We start from the raw sequence: 20986 nt of genomic DNA, 5'->3' as shown, positions 1-20986 counted from the left end.
GTGCACAATCAGGGCGCCAACGGCAAGAACTTGCTCTGCGCCATGAGCTTGCCGATGTTCCCTCGATGCACATTCACCACCGCGTAAGGGCTATCCGCCTTGGCGAGCAGCGAGTGATAGTCTTCCCGGCGTTGTGCCTTGGTTTTCAGGTGGGCGACGCTGTAGTCGGCTTTCGGCGTATCGATTTTTTCGTAGTGAAAATGCGCGTACCAGAGGGGGAAGCCGTCACGGTTGTTGATGGCATATTCCTGGAGGAGGTCCTTGCGGGCTCCTTTCAACGCTTTGCGCTCACCCAGTCGAGCGACTTGTATCAGGTTCTTTTCGAACAGGTACTGGAGGTTGCCGTCGGTGGGCGGCAGGTGCAGGCTCAATTCGACACGCAGGGCGCTGCCCCTGGACGTCAGTCTGGAAATGGCCTCGGTCAACTGCCTGACCAGCGCTTGATCGGCCGGCGTGCGTGGCGTTTGTGAGGCTGAGAAGGCCCTGTCGAGTTCTTCCGAGATCGAGCGGAAGCGACTCGCCTCATTGTTCATGATCTCCTCGATTTCCTGAGGATGACGACAACGCTTTTTATAGCTTTCAGCGCGGCGAAGACGTTCTTCCAGCTCCTCCAGCAGAGTTCGGGCATCGCCCTTGATCGCGTTGACCGATCGGGTCCTGGGGGCTCGAGCCGGTCGGCGTACGTCGACAACGTCCCAGACGTCGTCGTGACGCGAATAGGTGGCCAGCACCTGATCGTCGACTTGGGAGCGCAACTCGACGACTTCAATTGGCAAGGAGGTGCCGGCAGGTTTCAGGTCACCAATCAGAGCGCCACTCTTTCGGGTTTTGATCACCTTTTTCTGAGGGCTTCCGGAAGGTGCTTTGGGGCGTTTGGGCGCGCGCTTGCGCGGTGTCGGTTCGGGTTTGACTTCTGCCGCCAGTTTGCCGGACGCATCCTGGTACAGGCTGTCAAGCAGCGTGGTCAGCTTCTCGAAATAGGCGTCGTTGATATCGTCGGCATAAAGGGTTTTCATGCCCTGCAAGGCGTCGAGGGCTTCGCCATAATGCTCGGTCAGGCTGGTCAGTACCTCAAGCTGCTCAGAGGCGCTCAGGTCATACAGTTGCAGGTCGGCGTGGGAGCGTACTTGCTCGGCCAATGGCTTGACGATGCGATACAGGCTATCGGGCAAGTCGGTTTCGGGGTGTTTGATGGCCAGTATCGGCAGGGCGGTCAACTGCAGGGCCTTGGTGCCTATGACATTCCTTTCATTCTGCGGACGGCCGCGGGTCAGGCGGTCGAACGCTTGGGCCCCCACCGAATCCAGGTTCAATAGCTTCTCCAGGTACTCATCCTTGAGTTGCAGCCAATGGATGGCGCGATCATTGATGTCGCTCATGGCTTCGAGGAACTCCACGTAGCGCTGCATGTCGCGAGCCACGTCTTCTTCCACAAACGCTCCGAAAAACTGCGGGTGAGCGGTATTGAGGGCCCGTTGATCCATTTCCACCATCAGGAAGGCCTTGCGGGCATTGTTGACGACATTCTCCATCAGCCCGCGGACGCTTGCAGAAGGCAAGCCAATGCCCAGCCTTGCGCGCTCGGGCGCACTGTCCAGCAGTTTCAAATAGATGTCGGTCTGCTCGTTGAGCAGGTCATAAAACACCTTTCGTTTGGGTGCGCGCTGCTCCTCGGTATAAGCGCTTGCTTCTTCGAGCCTCGTCATCACTTGCTGGGCGATGTCCAGGGCTTTTCCCCGCCCGGACTCCTGGGAGAGGTAATCCGTTAACTCACCGGTCAAATCGGCGGCTCTTTGGGCATTGAGACGACGCTGGTCCGCCACGCGTTTGGGGGGAGAGCCTCCCAGCAGGCGTAAACGCAGGTCCATAGACCAGTTACCGTCAATGTCTGATTGCAGCGCAGGACCCGTTCGTGCGGGGTCGAGCGGATCGACAATCGTGGTGCTGCCGTCCGGATCCGGGCTGACCTGATACAGGCTGTCTTGCATGAATACGTGCCATTTGTTGCCGATCACGTACAAGCCCTTGAAAGGACCATATTGAATCGGCTCAGGCAGTGACGCAGGGTGCAGTACCTGCATGCGCCTTATGCGGGTGCGTTGCTCCGGCGTCAAATTGAAACGGGGAGTGGAGTACCTGAGATCGAGGGTCCTGCTGGCGACTTCGGATTGTTCGCCGGGCAAGGCAACGGACCCTTCCAAGATTCTCGGCGAGGCGGGTGCGGGCCACTGCTGCTCGACAACACGCGGTGCGGGGGAGCGCATCGCTTGTTCCTTGACCGATTTGGGCACGGATGCACGAGAGGGCGCACGGGCGGAGGGAAATTGGCTCATCAGCATGGCAAGGTTGACCAGCAAGTCGACGGCGGCGAGTTCCCGTGTCGTCGGATCTTCACTGCTCAGGGCCGGGATATTATGACTGGCGCTGGCCATCAGGCTCCATAGCCAGGCGACGGACATGGCCGGGCCACGCAGCAACGGAAACAGCAGCGTATTGAACAGCAGGCTGCCGCCCTGGAGAAACACCGCCCAGCGGCTTTCGCTGTTGGAAACTGAATGACGGTCGGCCTGGGTGACCAGCGCTTGGGCGTTGCAGCCATAGAGGTACTGCATCAGTTCGCCTTTGTGCAGGTATTGCAGCAGTTCGTCGTTGGCGCCATGGGTGGCGAGTGTCGCCGGAGCGGGTTTTTCGGGACGATTGAATTCGTCACCCTGGAAAAAACGCACAATGTGTGGCTCCGCGAAACCACCATTGGCATACACCGGGCGTGCGCTGTCGGACATCCAGGTCAGGATGCTGTTTTGCAAATCCCCTTTGGCGGCGACGGCCTGCAACAGGGCCTGGCGCGTCGGGAACGCCAGCAGCGACGGTGCGTACAGGGGGCGGTACAAAAGGTGTGGACCCGTTTCGATGTCCTGTGCCTCGACGATGAACATGTTGGTCACGATGTCGGGCCGGGCCTGGGGCTTGCGCAGGAAGGCCAGGTATCGAATGACCACGGGGCGGCCGTCAACCTGCCGACCAGCCGCGTCGGGTTGCAGCAGGGCCTCAATGAGACGCAACCCTTGGCGGGTCATGCCGTTTTCGTTGTTGAGCGTTTGTTGCAGTGCTTCGAGCGGCAACTGCGCCGGGAGCTGTTCGGCAAACATTCGCTGGTATTCCTGCGCTTGAGGCGAGTCGCTCAACAGTTCCTGTTGCAGATAACGAGGATAGGTCATGCCGATGTCCGCCTGTTCGATCAGCCCGTCCTTGCGGGTAATGAAGTCCGGCGTTAACCAGGCAGGCAACGCCAGACCCAGGCGATGGCTGAGTGTCAGGTGCCCACTGGGGCGTGCAACGAGATTGTCGATGGCCAGCTGAGTCAGGCTCATCGTTCTTTTCTCACTGATGCCGACGGTCCCCGGATACCCCGCGGAGACGGTGAAAACCAGCGCCACATCGTCGGGTTGGAACTGGCTGGGGTGAGCCTTGGCCGGGCTGCTGTCATTGGTTTTGCTCATCAGCGTGAGTAAAGCGTCAGCCGTAAAAGTCTTGAGGTCACTGAGGGAGGTTCGCCCTTGATCGCGTTTTTTGGCACTGGCCAGGGCCAGACTGTAGCGCTGGAACCTTGTTTGATCGGCCAGGGACGCCTGTTTCAACCATTCGGGCAGTAGCGGCTCGAGTCGTGTCGATGTTTCGGGTGTGAGGCGTGGCGCGTCGCGCAGATAGCGGGCCGGGTCGCTTAACTCGTTGTAGAGCGTCTTGAGGTCTTGCAGGCCAATCCGGGAGGGCAATTGCACCGCCTTCAGGTCGGCCAATTGCTGCTCCAATATCAGGGCGGCCTGGGTGTCGAAGGCATTACCGCCGATCTCGTAGCGTTGGCAGGTGACGGTGTCGACAATGTAGCGGCTGGCGATCCGTTCGCCCCAATGGCGATTGAAGGCGTCCATCGATGCGAAGGACTGCACGGCGCTGCCGGGGCTGCAAAGCAGAATGATGAGCCCGTAGCGTGTGTAATGAAGCAGGAGGATCTCGTTGCTGGGCAGTACGGTGCTGGAGGCGCCCTGGGTGAGGGTACTTTCCAGGCTGTAGGCATAGACGGGGGGCGTATTGCGGCTGAAGCGTTGCTCACGGTCCGGCCAGCGGACGATCTGGTCCAGGGTCTCGCGTGCTGGTTCCGTGAGGCCTGGCTGTTGCAGCCCACGGATATGCAGCAGGTTTTTGAGGGTGTCGCTGAGCCATTGCCAGCGGCTGGTGCGGATATCGGTGTCGGTTTGGGCGTGGGTGCTGATGTCGGTGTTCCAATAGCGGGTCAGTGCATCCTCCAGCCCGATCGGTAGGGTCCAGGGCAGTTCAAGCAACAGCTTTTTGATGACCTGCATGTCCAACTTTTCATCGCCTGACCAAAGGCGGTGTGGAACCGAGTCGGAAAGATAACAGTCAAGACTGCCCCGTGAACCGAAATCCACGGGTGTGTTGAGGGCTAGGTAGTCGAGCACAAGGGGCATGAAGGGTTGGAAGTTCCAGGCGCGAACGGCTGCATTCGGTGTTGCCAATTGGGTCTTGGAGAGGTCGATGGTCAGCGAGGGGTATTTTGCCGTGATGGCTTGTTCAAGCATTTGTTGCACGACCTGCTCGAAGGTCGGGCGGCTGGCAAATTGCTGGCTGACGTTTTGTGCCAACTCGGAGGGGCTGTCGGCCGGTGTGGGCGAGGTCATAAGAAGTCCTTTTCCTGAGCTCATGGCCGTCGGGATGACGGCGAGAGTCAAGTGTCGGGATTCCCTTGCTCTGCGGGCGGTATATAGATACCACCCGTTGGGCCTGCGTTATGTCAGGCCTGGTCGGGATCGCTGCCCAGTACCACGTTCAGCGCGCTGCGGGCATCGTCCAGTTGAACCAGCGTGGCATGGCGGGCGCCGAGGGCGTCGCGGTTCTCGATGGCGGTGAGGATTGCCTTGTGCCGTGGCATCGCCAGCTCATGCAGGTTGGGCCGTCGGTTGGAGTGTTTGAGGGCTTCGGCGATGGCCACTGACAACATGTTGCAGAGGTTGGCGAGCAGGTCGTTGTGGGTCGCATCGGCGATGCGGCTGTGGAAGTCCAGGTCCGGTTGCAGCATGGCCTCGGGGGTCGGGGCTGCCTCCATGCGCTGGTAGGCCTGACGGATGGCGGCGATGTCGGCCTTGTCGGCAAACTGGGCGGCGAGGGCGGCAGCGGCCGGTTCGATGATGCTGCGCACGCTGGTCAGCAGGTTGAAGAATTCATTCTGCGGGCTGCTCTGCATCAGCCAATGCAGCACATCGGGGTCGAGCATGTGCCATTCCCGCCGGGCCTTGACCACCGTACCCACGCGCGGGCGCGAATACACCAGGCCCTTGGCGACCAGTACCCGCGTGGCTTCGCGCAGCACCGGGCGGCTGACCGCGTACTCTTCGCACAACAAGGCTTCGGCGGGCAGTTTATCGTCGGGTTTGAAACGCCCGGAAACGATCTGAATGCCCAGTTCCTGGACGATGCGCGCGTGCATGCTTTTGCGGTCTGAGGGTTTACGGTAGTCCATGGGACGTGGCGCGATCCTGTGCGAGGGGAGTGTTGCGCATGATAGCAGGCGCGGCGGATATTCATTAGGCCAAACCCTTGGGCCTGGTGATCTTTGTGGCGAGGGAGCGCTTACTCCCGCTGGACATGTGTAGGGGCTGCCGAAGGCTGCGATCTTTTTGATCCTTTTGATCTTTCGCTTGAGATTCAAGTGTTTGGGGGAAGATCGCAGCCTCGTTGCACTCGACAGCTCCTACACGGCTCTTACACAGTACTTTCTTAGGGGTTAATGGGAGTGGCGTGGCACCTCGGCGCCACGGCAACCGACCAGGAAGTCGAAGTCACAGCCCTGGTCCGCTTGCAGCACATGGTCGATGTACAACTGGCGATAACCACCCACCAGCAGTTGTTGCGGTGGTGCGAGGTCGGCCAGGCGCGCCGCGAGTTCGGCGTCGGGGATGTCCAGGTGCAGGCGGCCGCTGGCGCAGTCCAGTTCGATCCAGTCACCTTCCTTCACGGCTGCCAGCGGCCCGCCGGCCGCGGCTTCGGGCGCCACGTGCAGCACCACGGTGCCGTAGGCGGTGCCGCTCATGCGCGCATCGGAGATACGCACCATGTCGGTCACCCCCTGGGCCAGCAATTTCGCCGGCAAGCCCATGTTGCCCACTTCGGCCATGCCTGGGTAACCCTTGGGTCCGCAGTTCTTCATCACCAGGATCGAGCCGGCATCGACATCCAGTTCCGGATCATTGATCCGCGCCTTGTACTCGTCGAAGTTCTCGAACACCACCGCGCGACCGCGATGCTGCATCAGCTCAGGCGTGGCGGCGGAGGGTTTGAGCACCGCGCCGAGGGGGGCCAGGTTACCGCGCAACACGCAGATACCGCCGTCGGCGCGGATTGGGTTGTCCAGGGTGCGAATGACTTCGTCCTGGCCGTAGATCGGTGCGTCCTTGGTGTTCTCGCCGAGGCTCTTGCCGTTGACGGTCAAAGCGTTCGGATGGGGAATCAGGTTGGCTTCGCCGAGGCGACGCAGCACGGCGGGTAGACCGCCGGCGTAGTAGAACTCTTCCATCAGGAAGCGCCCGGACGGCTGGAGGTCGACGATAGTCGGCATGCCGCGGCCCATGCGGGTCCAGTCGTCCAGGTCCAGTTGCACGCCGATGCGACCGGCAATCGCCTTGAGGTGGATCACCGCGTTGGTTGAGCCGCCGATGGCCGCATTGACACGGATGGCGTTTTCGAAAGCTTCCTTGGTCAGGATCTTCGACAGTTTCAGGTCTTCACGAACCATTTCCACGGCGCGCATGCCGGACATGTGGGCCAGCACATAGCGCCGTGCGTCCACGGCCGGAATGGCCGCGTTGTGCGGCAGGGAGGTACCGAGGGCTTCGGCCATGCAGGCCATGGTCGAGGCAGTGCCCATGGTGTTGCAGGTGCCGGCTGAGCGGGACATGCCGCCCTCAGCCGCGAGGAAATCGTCAAGGGTGATGGTGCCGGCCTTGACCTGTTCGCTCAATTGCCAGACCACGGTACCCGAGCCGATGTCCTGACCTTTGTGCTTGCCGTTGAGCATCGGCCCGCCAGTAACGACGATGGCCGGTACGTCACAACTGGCGGCGCCCATCAGCAGGGCGGGGGTGGTCTTGTCGCAACCGGTGAGCAGCAGCACGCCGTCAATCGGGTTACCGCGAATCGCCTCTTCCACGTCCATGCTCGCCAGGTTGCGGGTCAGCATGGCGGTGGGGCGCAGGTTCGATTCGCCGTTGGAGAACACCGGGAATTCCACCGGGAAGCCCCCTGCCTCGATCACGCCGCGCTTGACGTGTTCGGCGATCTGCCGGAAGTGCGCGTTGCACGGCGTCAGCTCCGACCAGGTGTTGCAGATGCCGATGATCGGCTTGCCATGGAACTGATGGTCGGCGATGCCCTGATTTTTCATCCAGCTGCGGTACATGAAGCCATTTTTGTCGGCGGTGCCAAACCATTGGGCCGAGCGCAGGGAGGGTTTCTTGTCAGACATGATCAATGCTCTTATTGTATGACTATATTGTTCTAGATTAAGCGTAACATAAGCGCAATTTGCACGGTTTGGAAGTATTGTTGAGTAAATAGTATTACTATATAGTCCGACTCAAATGGAGGGATTGTCCTGGCGGTCATTCGCGAGAGAAATCCCCCGAGGTTCCATAACAACAACAATCGGAGACCGGTCCCATGAGCCAGGAATTGCGGCTTATACGTCGCATCACGCTGAAACTGATTCCCTTCCTGATCCTGCTGTACCTGATTGCCTATGTGGACCGCTCTGCGGTGGGCTTTGCCAAGTTGCACATGGGGGCCGACCTCGGTATTGGCGACGCCGCCTACGGCCTGGGTGCGGGGCTGTTTTTCATCGGTTATTTCCTGCTGGAGATTCCCAGCAACCTGATGCTGGAACACTTTGGTGCCCGGCGCTGGTTCGCCCGGATCATGATCACCTGGGGCGCGATCACTATCGGCATGGCCTTCGTGCAAGGGCCACACAGCTTCTATGTGATGCGCTTTTTGCTGGGCGCGGCCGAAGCCGGGTTCTTCCCTGGCGTGCTGTACTACATCACCCAGTGGTTCCCGGTTCGCCATCGCGGCAAGATCCTGGGCCTGTTCATTCTGTCCCAACCCATCGCGATGATGATCACCGGCCCCGTGTCCGGCGGCTTGCTGGGCATGGACGGCATCCTTGGCCTGCACGGCTGGCAGTGGCTGTTCATTGTCATCGGCCTGCCGGCGGTGCTGCTGACCTGGCCGGTACTGCGCTACCTGCCGGATGGCCCGCAACAAGTGAAATGGATGGACCAGGCTGAGAAGGACTGGCTGACCGGTGAGCTGAAAAAAGACCTGGAGGAATACGGTCAGACCCGCCACGGCAACCCGCTGCATGCCCTGAAGGACAAGCGTGTCTTGTTGCTGGCGCTGTTCTACCTGCCGGTGACCTTGAGCATCTACGGCCTCGGTCTCTGGTTGCCGACGCTGATCAAGCAGTTCGGCGGCAGCGACCTGGTGACCGGCTTCGTGTCGTCGGTGCCGTACATCTTCGGCATCATCGGTTTGCTGATCATTCCCCGCAGCTCCGACCGTTTGAATGACCGTTACGGTCACTTGGCTGTGTTGTACGTGCTGGGCGCCATCGGCCTGTTCCTCAGCGCCTGGTTGTCGGTGCCGGTGCTGCAATTGGCGGCGTTGTGCCTGGTGGCGTTCGCGCTGTTCTCCTGCACGGCGGTGTTCTGGACCTTGCCGGGGCGGTTCTTTGCCGGCGCCAGTGCGGCGGCGGGCATTGCGCTGATCAACTCGGTGGGCAACCTGGGCGGCTACATTGGCCCGTTCGTGATCGGTACGCTGAAGGAGTACACCGGCAACCTGGCCTCGGGGCTGTATTTCCTGTCCTGTGTGATGGTGTTCGGCCTGGCGTTGACCGGTGTGGTCTATCGCCTGCTGGAGCGCAAGCATGTGCTGCCAGCGGACCCGTTCGCCGCCAGCGCCCGGGGGGCGACGCGTACCTGAACTTATTGCAATTGTGGAAGAGCGCTTTTGTGGCGAGGGAGCTTGCTCCCGCTCGACTGCGTGTAGGCGCTGTCGAGTGCAACGAGGCTGCGATCTTGTTCCAGACAATTGAGTCCTGAGCGAAAGATCAAAAGATCGTCCGAACGCGGCCCGAGCCTTCGGCAGCTCCTACACAACAAAAGCCTGCTACGCCTATTCAAGTTTTGTTTACAGGGAGAAAACCCATGCGTTTAGTTCAGTTCGAATTGCCAAACGGCGAACGCCGTGTCGGTGTGGTCGAGGGCGATCAGGTGCGCGAAGTGCAGGGCGCGCGTACCGTGCGCGACTTGGCGCTGGCGGCTATCGAAGCGGGCGTGAAGCTTGAGCAGCAGGTCAACGGCCTGGGCCTGGGGGCGAACCATGATTACGCCCGGTTGCTCAGTGACCTGCGCATCCTGGCGCCACTGGACCACCCGGACCCGGCGCACCTGCTGGTCAGCGGCACTGGCCTGACCCACCTGGGCAGCGCCTCGGCCCGGGACAAGATGCACCAGCAGGCCGGCGACGAAGCGGCCATGACCGACACCATGCGCATCTTCAAGTGGGGCGTGGAGGGCGGCAAGCCCCAGGCCGGGCAGGCCGGTGTGCAACCGGAATGGTTCTACAAGGGCGACGGCAGCATCGTGGTCCGCCCGGGCCATCCGTTCCCGCTGCCGCCCTTTGCCGAAGACGCCGGCGAAGAACCGGAAATCAGCGGCCTGTATGTCATCGGCCACGACGGCAAGCCGTATCGCCTGGGCTTTGCCGTGGGCAACGAGTTTTCCGACCACGTGATGGAGCGCAAGAACTACCTGTACCTGGCCCATTCGAAATTGCGCAGTTGCAGTTTTGGCCCGGAACTTCGCGTGGGTGAACTGCCTCAACATTTGTCCGGGACCAGTCGTATCTTGCGCAACGGCGAAGTGCTGTGGCAGAACGAGTTCCTCAGCGGCGAGGCGAACATGTGCCACAGCCTCGAAAACCTGGAATTCCACCATTTCAAGTACAGTCAGTTCCTGCGTCCGGGGGACGTCCACGTTCACTTCTTCGGCACCGCGACCCTGTCGTTTGCCGATGGCATCCGCACGCAACCGGGGGATGTGTTCGAAGTCAGCCAAGCTGAATTCGGCGCGCCGCTGGTCAACGGCATTGCCCCTGCGGACGCGGTGTTCAACCCGGGTACTATCGGCACACTTTAAAGGAGACTTGCGATGAACCAGATCCTTGGCCACAACTACATCGGCGGGGCGCGCAGCGCAGCCGGCCAGACTCGCTTGCAGAGCGTCGACGCCAGCACCGGCGAGGCCTTGCCCCATGAATTCGTCCAGGCCACGGCAGAAGAAGTCGACACCGCCGCCAAGGCTGCCGCAGCGGCTTACCCGGCCTACCGCAGCCTGAGTGCCGTGCGCCGGGCCGAGTTCCTCGAGGCCATTGCCGATGAGCTGGACGCGTTGGGTGATGCGTTCGTGGCCGTGGTCTGCCGTGAAACCGCGTTGCCGGCGGCACGGATCCAGGGCGAGCGCGGTCGTACCAGCGGCCAGATGCGTCTGTTCGCCAAGGTCCTGCGCCGTGGCGATTTCTACGGTGCACGCATCGACCGGGCGTTGCCTGAGCGCACGCCGTTACCCCGTCCGGACCTGCGTCAATACCGCATTGGCCTGGGGCCGGTGGCGGTGTTCGGCGCCAGTAACTTCCCCCTGGCATTTTCCACCGCCGGTGGCGACACGGCTTCAGCCCTGGCGGCCGGTTGCCCGGTGGTGTTCAAGGCCCACAGCGGCCACATGGCGACCGCCGAGCAGGTGGCGGATGCGATCCTCCGTGCGGCGGAAAAGACCGCGATGCCGGCCGGTGTGTTCAACATGATTTACGGCGGTGGCGTTGGCGAATGGCTGGTCAAGCACCCGGCGATCCAGGCCGTGGGCTTCACCGGTTCCCTCAAGGGCGGGCGGGCCCTGTGCGACATGGCGGCCGCGCGGCCGCAACCGATCCCGGTGTTTGCCGAGATGTCGAGCATCAACCCGGTGATCGTGTTGCCGCAAGCGCTGGAAACCCGCTCCGAAAGCGTCGCGCGAGACTTGACCGCCTCGGTGGTACAGGGCTGCGGTCAGTTCTGTACCAATCCGGGTCTGGTGATCGGTATTCGCTCGCCGCAGTTCACTGCCTTCACCCAGCAAGTGGTCGCGCTGATCGGCGACCAGGCGCCCCAGACCATGCTCAACGCCGGTACGCTGCAAAGCTACGGCAAGGGCCTGCAGAAACTGTTGGCGCACCCGGGCATCGAACATTTGGCCGGGCGCGAGCAGCAGGGCAACCAGGCCCAGCCGCAGTTATTCAAGGCTGACGCCAGCCTGCTGATCAACGGTGACGAGGCGCTGCAGGAAGAAGTGTTCGGTCCGACTACGGTGTTTGTCGACGTCGCGGACCCGGCGCAGCTGACTGCCGCGCTGAACGGCCTGCACGGGCAACTGACCGCGACGATGATCGGCGAACCGGCGGATTTCGAGCGTTTCAGCGAACTGACGCCGTTGCTGGAGCAGAAGGTTGGCCGCATCTTGCTCAACGGTTATCCGACCGGGGTGGAAGTGTGTGATTCGATGGTGCACGGCGGACCTTACCCGGCGACGTCCGATGCCCGCGGTACGTCGGTGGGCACCCTGGCGATCGATCGCTTCCTGCGCCCGATCTGCTTCCAGAACTATCCTGACAGCCTGTTGCCCGAACCGCTGAAGAACGCCAACCCGTTGGGGATCCTGCGGTTGGTGGATGGGGTGCCGGGGCGCGAGGCGCTCTGACGATCTTGATGAGGCCGTTACATTCAAGTTGAATGTGCCGGCCTCATCGCGATGGCGATAGCTCAGTCAAACTCGCTGCTGAAGTCATGGCCCAAGGCCCACGCCCACATTGGGTTATCATGACGACTTTCCCAATGAACGACTGATCGCCATGACTGCCGTAACCGACACCCTGCTGCACGCCCTCGAATCCAGCGACATGCTGATTATCGATGGGCTGCACGCGTTCGATTTCTCCCTCGACGAGCAGGACCAGTTGCACGTCGAGTGCATGAACGGTCGCACCCTTGAGCACTGGCGTTTCACGCCGGCGCAGATGCAGGCCGCGACCTTCGATAAAACCCTGAACCACTGGATCATCACCAGCGATTCAGGCGATCACCACTTGGAGTGCGTGGAAGCCACCAGCGGCCACGACGATGAGGATGATGAACATGAAGATGCGTAGTCTGTGGCCGTTGTTGATGGCCGGCAGCCTGGGCGCCATGGGCGTCCAGGCAGGTACCGATGAACGTCATCAGCTGCTGGTGGGCTCCTACACCGCTGGCCAGAGCCAAGGCATCTACCGGATGCAATTCGACAGTCGTACCGGCCAGCTCGATGCCAACCCGTTGCAAGTGATCAAGACAGACAACCCGTCGTGGCTGACCCTTTCCAAGGACATGACCCGGCTGTTCGTGGTCAACGAAAACGGGCCGGGCCAAAAAGACCCGGTGGGCAAGGTCAGTAGCTACGCCATTGACCCGAAGACCCATGAATTGAGCCTGATCAACCGGGTGCAGTCCCTGGGTAATGAGCCGACCCACTCCAGCCTTAGCCACGATGGCCAGCATTTGTTGGTCAGTAATTATTCTGTCCTGGAAAACCCGGGTGGCACCTTGGTGGTGCTGCCAGTGGAATCGAACGGCAAGCTGGCTCCGGTTGTGCAGTCGGGCAGTCACCAGCCCAGTCGGGTCAATCCCGAGCGGCAGAAATCGGCTCATGTGCATTCCGCGGTGCCGTCACCGGACGGCAAATACGTGTTCGCCAATGACCTGGGGGCGGACAAGGTGTTTGTCTACCGCTACGACCCCAAGGCCAACCCCGAACTGCCGCTGACGCCTGCCGATCCGCCATTCGTGCAACTGCCGCCGGGCAGCGGGCCGCGCCATCTGTTGTTCAGTGGCGACGGCAAGCATGCCTGGTTGACGATGGAGATGACCGCTCAGGTCGCGGTATTCGATTACCAGGACGGCCGCCTGACGCAGCGCCAGTTGGTCGATCTGGCCGACGGCAAACCCCAGCCGGGTAAAGCGGCGGCTGCGCTGCATGCTTCCAGGGATGGCAAGTTCCTCTACGTCAGCAACCGTGGCACCACCAACGAAGTGCTGGTGTTCGCCATCGACCCGGCCGCTGGCACGCTCAAAGAGCTGCAGCGGCGCTCGGTCGAAGGCGATCATCCACGGGAATTCAGCCTCGACCCGAGCGGGAAATTCCTGCTGATTGCCAACCAGAAGAGCAACCAGATCGTGGTACTAGAGCGCGATCCGAAGACCGGCCTGCTGGGTAAGACCGTGCAGAAGATGCCGATGGAGGCGCCGAGCGACTTGAAGTTCATGGTCTCTCAATAAAGCGCGGGCCCCGTTTTTTGGGGCCTGCGCCGTTGTATCAACGGGACTGATATTCGCAAGTGATGCAAAGCATTTCAACGCAGGACGCCTCGGCGCGTAAGTTTGCTTCACGGCCCCACCGGGCAAGTCAGCCAACTGAATCCGAGGTCTACCGCCATGAACCTGAATCTCTTCTCCGTGATCGCCGCTTCCGCCATCTCCGCCACGGTGGCATTGCCAGCCAGTGCCAGCATCGAGATCAGCGACAAGAAAAGCCGCACCCAGAGCTACACCGAGAAATACCTGCAACAAAGCGCCAACTTCTATGCAGCGCTGGACCACAAGACCCAACACTGAACGATCGCGCAACGACTGAAGCCTGCGATCTTTTCATCTTCACTGAACATCAGGTGAAAGAGAAAAGATCGCAGGCTTCGTCGTTTCCAGAGAAATTCCGCTGTAATGTCACTTGGCCATGTGTTTAAATTTGACGCTGACAATTTGACTCCTTTGCCGATAAGGATCGACACCATGGCGATGCGTCTGGCAGTGATGCTGCTGTTTCTCTATTCCACCCCGATTGTCTCCGCGGCCCAGCCGGATTCCGGCGAGTTGGAAGTGGCGCGTGAGCGATTGTTGAGCTTGCTGAGTGACTGATCGGCTCAGGCCAGTTATTGATATTTTGTGGGAGCAAGGCTTGCCCGCGATGAAGGTGATGCGGTCCTTCAGAAATCGAGTCGCCTGTATCGCGGGCAAGCCTTGCTCCCACAGAAATCCCCTCGCCACAGGGGTGGGTGCAAATGGTTACTTGGCCATGATCGCCACGAACAGCTCGCCATCCAGAAACCTCTGCAACCAGTCCTGTAGCCGAGGGTAGGGCGCCTGGGCAAACCAGTCGCGATCAACGTGGGCGAACTGGCGTATGAAGGGCATCACTGCCACGTCGGCCAGGCTCGGGTGATTCGCCGCCAGGAACGGCCGGGTTTCAAGCAGGGCCTCCAGCCTGCGCAGAAAGTCTTCACCCTCGCTACGGCAATGTTCCTTCGGGTACTCGGGATGGCGCTCGGGGTATTTGTAGCGATTCAAGTGCAGCTTGAACACCTGGTCGTTTTCCTCGATCAACGCCGCCGTCAGCGCCTGGCCTTCGGGGTCGTCCCGTAGCCTCCAGTCTTGCGGATCGTGCCGGGCCAAGGCCCAGCGCATGATCTCCAGGCTTTCATCGATCACCCGGCCATCGACCTGCAGCACCGGCACCGTGCCTTTGCTGGAGAGTGCGAGCATCTCGGTTGGCTTGGCCTTCAGGCTGACTTCGACAATTGCCACCTCGACCGCGCTGTAGCGCAAGGCCATGCGCGCCCGCATCGCGTAGGGGCAGCGGCGAAAGGAATAGAGTGTGGCGCGGTTCATTTCACCTCCACGGTGCTCAACCCATTGCCCTGGCGTCGGACCTGGATCTGCACCGGAATCCGCTCGTGCATTTCCTGCACGTGGGAAATCACCGCGACCTTGCGGCCCTGGGCCTGTAAGCCGTCGAGGGCGTCCATCGCCAGTTGCAGCGATTCGGGGTCGAGGCTGCCGAAGCCTTCGTCGATGAACAGCGATTCAATCTTCAGTGTGCTGGACGCCATCGAGGCCAGGCCCAATGCCAAGGCGAGGGAGACCAGGAAGGTTTCGCCGCCGGACAACGAATGCACCGAGCGCAGTTCATCGCCCATTTCAGTGTCCATCACCAGCAGCCCGAGCATGCTGCCGCCGCGCTTGAGCCGGTAGCGGCGTACCAGTTGCCGCAGTTGGGCATTGGCGTGGTGCACCAGCAAGTCGAGGTTGTAGGCCTGGGCCAGCTTGCGGAAGCGGTCGCCGGTGGCCGAACCGATCAGGGCATCGAGGCGTGCCCAGCGCTGGTATTCGACATAGGCCTGTTCGATCTGCTGGGCCAGGGCCTGGTTGGCGTTCTGCCGGCGCTGGTCCTCGGCCTGTTCGGCGCGCAGTTCGGCGCAGTGCTGTTCGCTGGCGGCGAATTGGCCTTGCAGTTCGGTGAGGGCTTGGGCGAGTTGCTCGGGCGCCAGGTTGCCGTTGTGTTGGGCCTGATGGTTTTGCAGGCGCTGCTCGCGCTCGGTGAGCAGGACGCGGGCCTGCTCAATGGCTTTTTCGCTGTTGAGCAAGCGCTGGCGCAACGGGCTGATGTGGTGGTCGTCCAGGCCGAGCAGGGCCTCGAGGGCGGCATCGTCCAGTTCCGGATGGGTGGTGCGCCATTGCGCGATTCCGGCGGCCAGCGCCTGGCGTTCGTGGTCCAGGGATTGCGCCTGTTCCTGACGGGCCTTGAGTTCGGCGGCCAGTTGCACCAGGTCGTTGCGCAATTGCTGCAACTGCTGATTGGCCGTCGCCTCGGCATCCCGCGTCTGTTCCAGGCGTTGGTCGAGTTGTTGCTGCCACTGTTCGGCGCTGGTGTGCTCGCCGAGCAGTTGCGTGAGTTTCTCTTGGCAGGCCTGTTGTTGCTCGCTCAGGGCGCTGAATTGCAGGCGGGCCGCTTCCAGTTGCTGGAGGCGGGTCTGCTGGCGGTCCTGCTCTTTCTCCAGGGTCTGCTGGCGCTGGAGCTGTTCGCCCAGTTCGTCGCGTTGCTGCTCCAGTTGCTCCAGGCGCTGGGCGATCTGCTGATCCAGTTGCAGGAAGGTTGCGGCGGGCTCGCTGCGCAAGGCCTGTAGGGTGTCAGCGGGTAGCAGGGTGCTGAAGTGGCTCAGCTCCTCGTCCAGGCGCTGACGGTCGCGGGACAGTTCCTGCTGCTGGTTGCCCAGGTGCTGTGACGCCTGTTGGCTGGCTGCCTCGGCTTCACGTAGCCGCTGTGCCATGCGCGCGGCGTCTTGCTGCAGGGTCAGTAGGGCGGTTTGCCGCTGTTCGTCCTGGCTGATACGCAGGGTCAGCTGACTGTTCTGTTGGGCCAGCCAGGCGTCGCGCTTGTTCGAGTCCTGGGCCAGCAGTTGCGCTGACAGCGGGTGGCCTTCAAGGCTGGGCGTCAGGCTCTGTTGCTGGCCGGTGAGTTGTTCCTGCTGCTGTTTGAATTCTTTGAGCTGGGCGATGACGCCGCTGTATTGTGTGCGCAGGTCGATGACTTTTTCATTGAGCAGCTCGACCGCTTTACGGGCGTTGGCCTCCTCGTTTTCATCGTGCCGTCCCAGGCTTTGCAACAGGGCTTCGGGTTGATGATAAGGATGCTCGACGCTGCCACATACCGGGCAAGGTTGCTGGTCCTGCAATTGCGCGCGCAATTGCTCGACGCTTTCGCTGCGGGCCAGGCGCTGGCGTTCCAGCAGTTCACGGGTGACGGTCAGGGTCTGTTCGGCAATCGTCAGTTCGGCCTTGGCTTCGCCGCCTTCGCGCACCAGCCGGTCACGTTCCTGCAATGCCGCCTGCTGGCGTTGCTCGAGCTCGGCGCCGCGTTTGTCCAATTCTTGCTGGCTGGCCCACAGTCGGGTCAACTCTTCGAACGCCCGCAGTTGCTTGCGGTTGTCTTGCAGCAGGTTGCCGAGCAACTGGATCTGTTCGGCCACCGCTTCCGGCTCGGCACCCGCTTCTTTATAGAGGACTTCGAGGTCTTGCCGGCGGGTGGTCAGGTCCTCGGCGGCGCGCGCGGCGCTGTGCTCCAACGTGGCGAGTTCGGCCTGACCTTTGTTCAGACGATTGCCGATCAGCATCAACTGCTGAAGTCGATCGCGGTAGGCGTTCCAGGCGTCGCTCAGCGGCGCAAGGTGGGTACTTTGTTCAAGCTCGCCAGCGATGCGCTGCAAACGCTCGGCTACCTGCTTTTGCTGTTCGAGCAAAGTGTCGATCGTGCGCTGGCCTTCGGCACAGGCCTGTTGTGCCTGTTCCTGGCGTTCGGCAGCGAAGCGCGTGTCCTGGGCCAGACGGGCGAGGGCGCTCTGCTCGTCGAAGGCCTGACGCAGTAACGGCGCACTGTCGGTGCTTTGCTGCCGGGCGGCGGTCAGCGCCAGTTGCGCTTCGCCGACGCCCTTTTCCAGCTCGGCCTGTTGTGCATGCAGGTCGATCTGCTGCTGGGTGAGTTGCTGGATCTGCACCGCCAAAGGCTCAAGCTGTCGGTGCAGTTCCGTCTGGCGAATGAACTGATGCCGCTGGGGGGCCAGTTGTTCCAGGCGAGTCAGTTTCAGGCGTTCGTCAGCCAGTGCGTTCCAATCGGTCTGGGCCTGTTGCAGTTGCTCGGCAGCGCCGCTCTGTTCGTCCTGCAACTGGCGCAGGTCCTTGAGCCAGGTGTGTTGCTGTTCCAACTGCTTGAGTTGGGTCTGCTGGGCCTTGAGTTGTTGCTGGGCGTCGTTGAAACGCTGGTCCAGCTCGGCCCGGGCCTCGGGGGCCAGCGGCGTGACACCGGTGGCCTGGTCGTGCAACTGCCGGTGGCTGTCCTTGGCTTGCTTGGCCTTGTCGAAGGCCCGGCGACCGAGGCGGGTGTACAGGGCGGTGTCGGTGAGTTTTTCCAACAGTTCGCTGCGATCGTTGTCATCGGCCTTGAGAAACGCGCTGAACTCGCTCTGGGCCAGCAGCACGGCACGGGTGAACTGTTCGAAGTTCAGGCCCAGGGCCGCTTCGAGCTGGGTCTTGTATTCGCCTTTCTGGCTCGCCAGCAGTTGATCGTTGTCCAAATCCCGCAGGCTCTGGCGGCTGGCTTGCAACTTGCCACCGGCTTTTTCCCGGGCACGATTGGCTTCCCAGCGAGCCCGATAGCGGCGTCCGTCGATGCCGCGAAAATCCGCTTCGGCAAAGCCATCGCCCGTGCCACGGCGCAACAGCGTGCGTGGGTCGCCCGTGGCAATGTCGCCATCGACGTCCGGCACCTTGGCGTCGCGTCCGGTGTTGTTGAGGCGCGGCACGGCGCCGAACAGCGCCAGGCACAAGGCGTCGAGCAACGTGCTCTTGCCGGCGCCCGTGGGGCCGGTAATGGCGAACAGGCCGGCGCTGGCCAAGGGTTCGGCGGTGAAATCGATTTCAAACGGCCCGGCCAGGGACGCCAGGTTCTTGAGGCGGATCGCGAGGATCTTCATGGCTGCTCGCTCTCCATCTGCACGTCTTGCAACAGCACGGAAAAGTCCTTGAGGGTCTGTTCGTCCACTTCGTTGCCGTAGGTGTCCTGCCAGGCGCGGCTGAACAACTCCTGGGGGCTGAGTTGATCCAGCTCCACCAGCGCGCTGCCGTCATCGGCACCGCCTTTGCTGCCGTTGCCGGCGTACTCGGCGGCGATCCGCACCAGGCGTACGGCCTTGCCTTGCAGCGCGGTTTCAACCTGGTGACGCAGGTCCGGCTGCGGTTCGTCGAGGCACACCCGCACTTCCAGCCAGGGTTGGCGCTGGACATCGGCCAGCAGGTCGATGTCGGGCAGGTCCTTGAGTTGCACCAGGAGATCGGCCAGGGGCAGCGGGCCCAGGCGTTGCAGGTTGACGGCCCGGGGAATCAGGCGTGGCTCGACCTTGACCAGGGTTTCGCCGTCCAGAGTGATGTCGAGAATTTGATGCTGATAACCGATCTCCGAGAATGACAGCGGGATCGGCGAACCGCTGTAGCGGATACGCTCTTCACCGTTGACCTTCTGCGGCTTGTGCAAATGGCCGAGGGCGACGTAGCTGATGCTCGGGCCGAACAGGCTGGCGGGCAGGGCCTCGGCGTTGCCGATGATCAGGCTGCGTTCGGAATCCTCGGACACCGAACCGCCGGCCATGTGCGCATGACTGATGGCGATCAGCGCCTGGCCTTTCTTGCGCTTGCTGTTGGCCGCGGCGATCAGCCACTCATGCACTTGGCCGATGCCTCGCAGGTAGTCGTCGCCCAGTTGCGCACCGGTGACTTCGGCAGGGCGCAGGAACGGCAGGGCCAGGCACCACGCCTTGACCTTGCCCTTGGCATCGGGCAACGGCAACAACAGGCGCTCGACGTCCAATTGGCCGTCGTCCAGCCACAACACCCGGCCCAGGGCGTGGGTGCGCAAGCGTCGCATCAACGGCGCAGGCAGCTCGATGCGCGAGCCGGAATCGTGGTTGCCGGCGATCATCACGATGGTCAGGTTGGCGTTATGTTCATGGGCGCTGACGATGAAATCGTACAGCCGCTCCTGGGCTTTGACCGGCGGGTTGACGGTGTCGAAGATGTCGCCGGCGATCAACAGCACGTCGGGTTTTTCGTGGGTCAGTTGACGCAGCAGCCAGTCGAGGAAACAGGCGTGTTCGAAATCGCGTTCCTGACCGTGCAGGTTTTGCCCCAGGTGCCAGTCGGAGGTGTGAAACAGACGCAAGGTGAGCTCCAGGAAACAGATGATGGCCGCGGTGAAGAGAAGGGCGGCTAAAAGAGGGAGAGTTTACTGGGAAACGGGAGGGAGGACGTGTTCAACTTCGTTGGATCCATGAGCACCGATCCTGTGGCAAGGAGACTTATGTGGGAGCAAGGCTTGCCCGCGATGAAGGCGACTCGATTTCTGAGGGACCGCATCGCCTGCATCGCGGGCAAGCCTTGCAAGGCCGCTTTCCAGTCCCGGATCGGCATTGTCCACTTCTTGCTGATGTTCAGTGCCAGATAAAACAGCTTCGTTGCCGCCTCATCGGTCGGAAAAGATACACGGGTTTTGATCACTTTGCGCAGACTCATGTTGATCGACTCGATCGCATTGGTGGTGTAGATCACCTTACGAATTTCGGCTAACCAACCCCTTGCTCCACAACTCGTCTGACTGATATCCCCGTGTGTTTCGCGGGGATTCACGTAGGGCATCACTAAAACTGTCCCATTGCTCAAGGCGCTCCAATAGCGACATTTTTGCGCCGTGTGGGCCGTTTCCTAAGAAATTGCGCCCTTCCCCTATAGGAAGCGTCCCAAACGTCGCCGAACCCGATGCGAAAAGATGGAACCATCCTTTGAGCTGATTCACGCTGACCACCCTTGAAAAACCAATCCCTGCGCAAAGACGCAGGCACCAAGGGAAGTCATGCCTGCCAACCGTTCTGAAAAACGCAAAGTCGATTTCAATCAAAACAACGCTGACAAGGTTTTGTCCCCGTTACCTCCCCACCTTAGACAAACGGCGGGAAACACTTGGGGAGATCGGCAATATGTCTAACCAACGCCCCATCTTCTTCGACCACAGCCGCCACACCCTGAGCGTCTACAACCTCAAGGCCCACCTCGACGTCCTGGCCTTCGCCGGCGAAGAACACCTGAGCCGCCCCTACCATTACCGCATCGAATTCACCTGCACCGAGCGCGACCTGGCGGCCACCGACCTGCTCAACCAGGGCGCGCATTTCAGCCTGTACCCGCTGCCGCCACCGCCGACACCGAAGGGCTTCAAACCGCCGGTGATCAAGCCGCTGCGCACCTTCCACGGTGCGGTCACCGAGTTCAAGCGCCTGTCCGGTTCTCACGACGAAGCCCGCTACGAAATCACCCTGCAACCGCGTTTCGCCCTGCTGGGCCGGGGCAAACAGTTCCGCATCTACCAGTACCAGTCGGTGCCGGAGATCGTCGAGCACATCCTGCGCACGCGCC

14 protein-coding genes and 1 pseudogene are annotated in these 20986 nt (G+C 61.5%); 8 read left to right on the top strand and 7 right to left on the bottom strand.

The features are described 5' to 3' along the window. Positions 1–8: 8 nt before the first annotated feature. From AACY31_RS20310 to AACY31_RS20300, 3 genes are all read right to left on the bottom strand, one after another. The gene (locus AACY31_RS20310; protein WP_339505026.1) at positions 9–4697 is read right to left on the bottom strand and encodes a dermonecrotic toxin domain-containing protein; all 4689 of its coding nucleotides are present in this window, start codon (positions 4695–4697) and stop codon (positions 9–11) included. A gap of 113 nt (positions 4698–4810) precedes the next feature. Continuing rightward, positions 4811–5536: a FadR/GntR family transcriptional regulator gene (locus tag AACY31_RS20305; protein WP_339478879.1), complete on the bottom strand. Its 726-nt coding sequence runs from the start codon at positions 5534–5536 to the stop codon at positions 4811–4813. A gap of 264 nt (positions 5537–5800) precedes the next feature. Beyond that, positions 5801–7537, bottom strand: a complete 1737-nt coding sequence (locus tag AACY31_RS20300) for an IlvD/Edd family dehydratase (protein WP_339505024.1) — start codon at positions 7535–7537, stop codon at positions 5801–5803. Between the two features lie 194 nt (positions 7538–7731). Here AACY31_RS20300 and AACY31_RS20295 point away from each other — a divergent pair, with 194 nt between their 5' ends. From AACY31_RS20295 to AACY31_RS20265, 7 genes are all read left to right on the top strand, one after another. Further along, the gene (locus AACY31_RS20295; RefSeq protein WP_339478881.1) at positions 7732–9054 is read left to right on the top strand and encodes an MFS transporter; all 1323 of its coding nucleotides are present in this window, start codon (positions 7732–7734) and stop codon (positions 9052–9054) included. Between the two features lie 224 nt (positions 9055–9278). Continuing rightward, entirely contained in the window at positions 9279–10271 is a 993-nt protein-coding gene (gene araD1, locus AACY31_RS20290; protein WP_339478882.1) for an AraD1 family protein, read from the top strand. Between the two features lie 12 nt (positions 10272–10283). Continuing rightward, positions 10284–11864: an aldehyde dehydrogenase (NADP(+)) gene (locus AACY31_RS20285; protein ID WP_339505022.1), complete on the top strand. Its 1581-nt coding sequence runs from the start codon at positions 10284–10286 to the stop codon at positions 11862–11864. A gap of 151 nt (positions 11865–12015) precedes the next feature. Next, positions 12016–12312 carry a DUF5629 family protein gene (locus tag AACY31_RS20280; protein WP_339478884.1) on the top strand — a complete coding sequence of 99 codons (297 nt, stop codon included), beginning with the start codon at positions 12016–12018 and terminating at the stop codon, positions 12310–12312. Continuing rightward, complete coding sequence (locus AACY31_RS20275; protein WP_339478885.1) at positions 12299–13474, top strand: lactonase family protein; 1176 nt, start codon at positions 12299–12301, stop codon at positions 13472–13474. The genes AACY31_RS20280 and AACY31_RS20275 overlap by 14 nt, the downstream gene beginning before the upstream one ends. Before the next feature lie 156 nt (positions 13475–13630). Then, positions 13631–13810, top strand: a complete 180-nt coding sequence (locus tag AACY31_RS20270) for a hypothetical protein (protein WP_339478886.1) — start codon at positions 13631–13633, stop codon at positions 13808–13810. Between the two features lie 174 nt (positions 13811–13984). Then, a complete protein-coding gene (locus AACY31_RS20265; RefSeq protein ID WP_003180680.1) occupies positions 13985–14110 on the top strand; it encodes a hypothetical protein in 126 nt (41 codons plus the stop codon). Between the two features lie 147 nt (positions 14111–14257). Here the strand turns inward: AACY31_RS20265 and AACY31_RS20260 are convergent, their stop codons facing one another. From AACY31_RS20260 to AACY31_RS20245, 4 genes and pseudogenes are all read right to left on the bottom strand, one after another. Then, a complete protein-coding gene (locus AACY31_RS20260; RefSeq protein WP_339492173.1) occupies positions 14258–14860 on the bottom strand; it encodes a glutathione S-transferase in 603 nt (200 codons plus the stop codon). Next, positions 14857–18498, bottom strand: a complete 3642-nt coding sequence (locus tag AACY31_RS20255; protein WP_339505019.1) for an AAA family ATPase — start codon at positions 18496–18498, stop codon at positions 14857–14859. The genes AACY31_RS20260 and AACY31_RS20255 overlap by 4 nt, the downstream gene beginning before the upstream one ends. Beyond that, positions 18495–19739 (bottom strand): exonuclease SbcCD subunit D C-terminal domain-containing protein, encoded by a 1245-nt coding sequence (locus AACY31_RS20250; RefSeq protein ID WP_339505017.1) that lies wholly within the window; start codon positions 19737–19739, stop codon positions 18495–18497. The genes AACY31_RS20255 and AACY31_RS20250 overlap by 4 nt, the downstream gene beginning before the upstream one ends. Positions 19740–19957: 218 nt before the next feature. Next, positions 19958–20137, bottom strand: a pseudogene (locus tag AACY31_RS20245) (transposase); the annotation flags it as partial. Positions 20138–20550: 413 nt separating this feature from the next. Between AACY31_RS20245 and AACY31_RS20240 the strand changes: the two are divergent. Next, on the top strand, positions 20551–20986 hold a 436-nt coding region (locus AACY31_RS20240), incomplete at its 3' end, for a contractile injection system protein, VgrG/Pvc8 family (protein ID WP_339478895.1).

The sequence above is a fragment of the Pseudomonas sp. RL_105y_Pfl2_101 genome (genome assembly GCF_963970585.1).
Lineage (GTDB): Bacteria > Pseudomonadota > Gammaproteobacteria > Pseudomonadales > Pseudomonadaceae > Aquipseudomonas.
Note: the sequence above shows the minus strand (reverse complement) of the source record. Positions and strands in the feature narration are given on the sequence as shown.

Excerpts from the sequence above, each read along its gene's own strand:
- AACY31_RS20310 (WP_339505026.1), bottom strand. The coding sequence starts at position 4,697 with ATGACCTCGCCCACACCGGCCGACAGCCCCTCCGAGTTGGCACAAAAC.
- AACY31_RS20305 (WP_339478879.1), bottom strand. The coding sequence starts at position 5,536 with ATGGACTACCGTAAACCCTCAGACCGCAAAAGCATGCACGCGCGCATC.
- AACY31_RS20300 (WP_339505024.1), bottom strand. The coding sequence starts at position 7,537 with ATGTCTGACAAGAAACCCTCCCTGCGCTCGGCCCAATGGTTTGGCACC.
- AACY31_RS20295 (WP_339478881.1), top strand. The coding sequence starts at position 7,732 with ATGAGCCAGGAATTGCGGCTTATACGTCGCATCACGCTGAAACTGATT.
- araD1 (WP_339478882.1), top strand. The coding sequence starts at position 9,279 with ATGCGTTTAGTTCAGTTCGAATTGCCAAACGGCGAACGCCGTGTCGGT.
- AACY31_RS20285 (WP_339505022.1), top strand. The coding sequence starts at position 10,284 with ATGAACCAGATCCTTGGCCACAACTACATCGGCGGGGCGCGCAGCGCA.
- AACY31_RS20280 (WP_339478884.1), top strand. The coding sequence starts at position 12,016 with ATGACTGCCGTAACCGACACCCTGCTGCACGCCCTCGAATCCAGCGAC.
- AACY31_RS20275 (WP_339478885.1), top strand. The coding sequence starts at position 12,299 with ATGAAGATGCGTAGTCTGTGGCCGTTGTTGATGGCCGGCAGCCTGGGC.
- AACY31_RS20270 (WP_339478886.1), top strand. The coding sequence starts at position 13,631 with ATGAACCTGAATCTCTTCTCCGTGATCGCCGCTTCCGCCATCTCCGCC.
- AACY31_RS20265 (WP_003180680.1), top strand. The coding sequence starts at position 13,985 with ATGGCGATGCGTCTGGCAGTGATGCTGCTGTTTCTCTATTCCACCCCG.
- AACY31_RS20260 (WP_339492173.1), bottom strand. The coding sequence starts at position 14,860 with ATGAACCGCGCCACACTCTATTCCTTTCGCCGCTGCCCCTACGCGATG.
- AACY31_RS20255 (WP_339505019.1), bottom strand. The coding sequence starts at position 18,498 with ATGAAGATCCTCGCGATCCGCCTCAAGAACCTGGCGTCCCTGGCCGGG.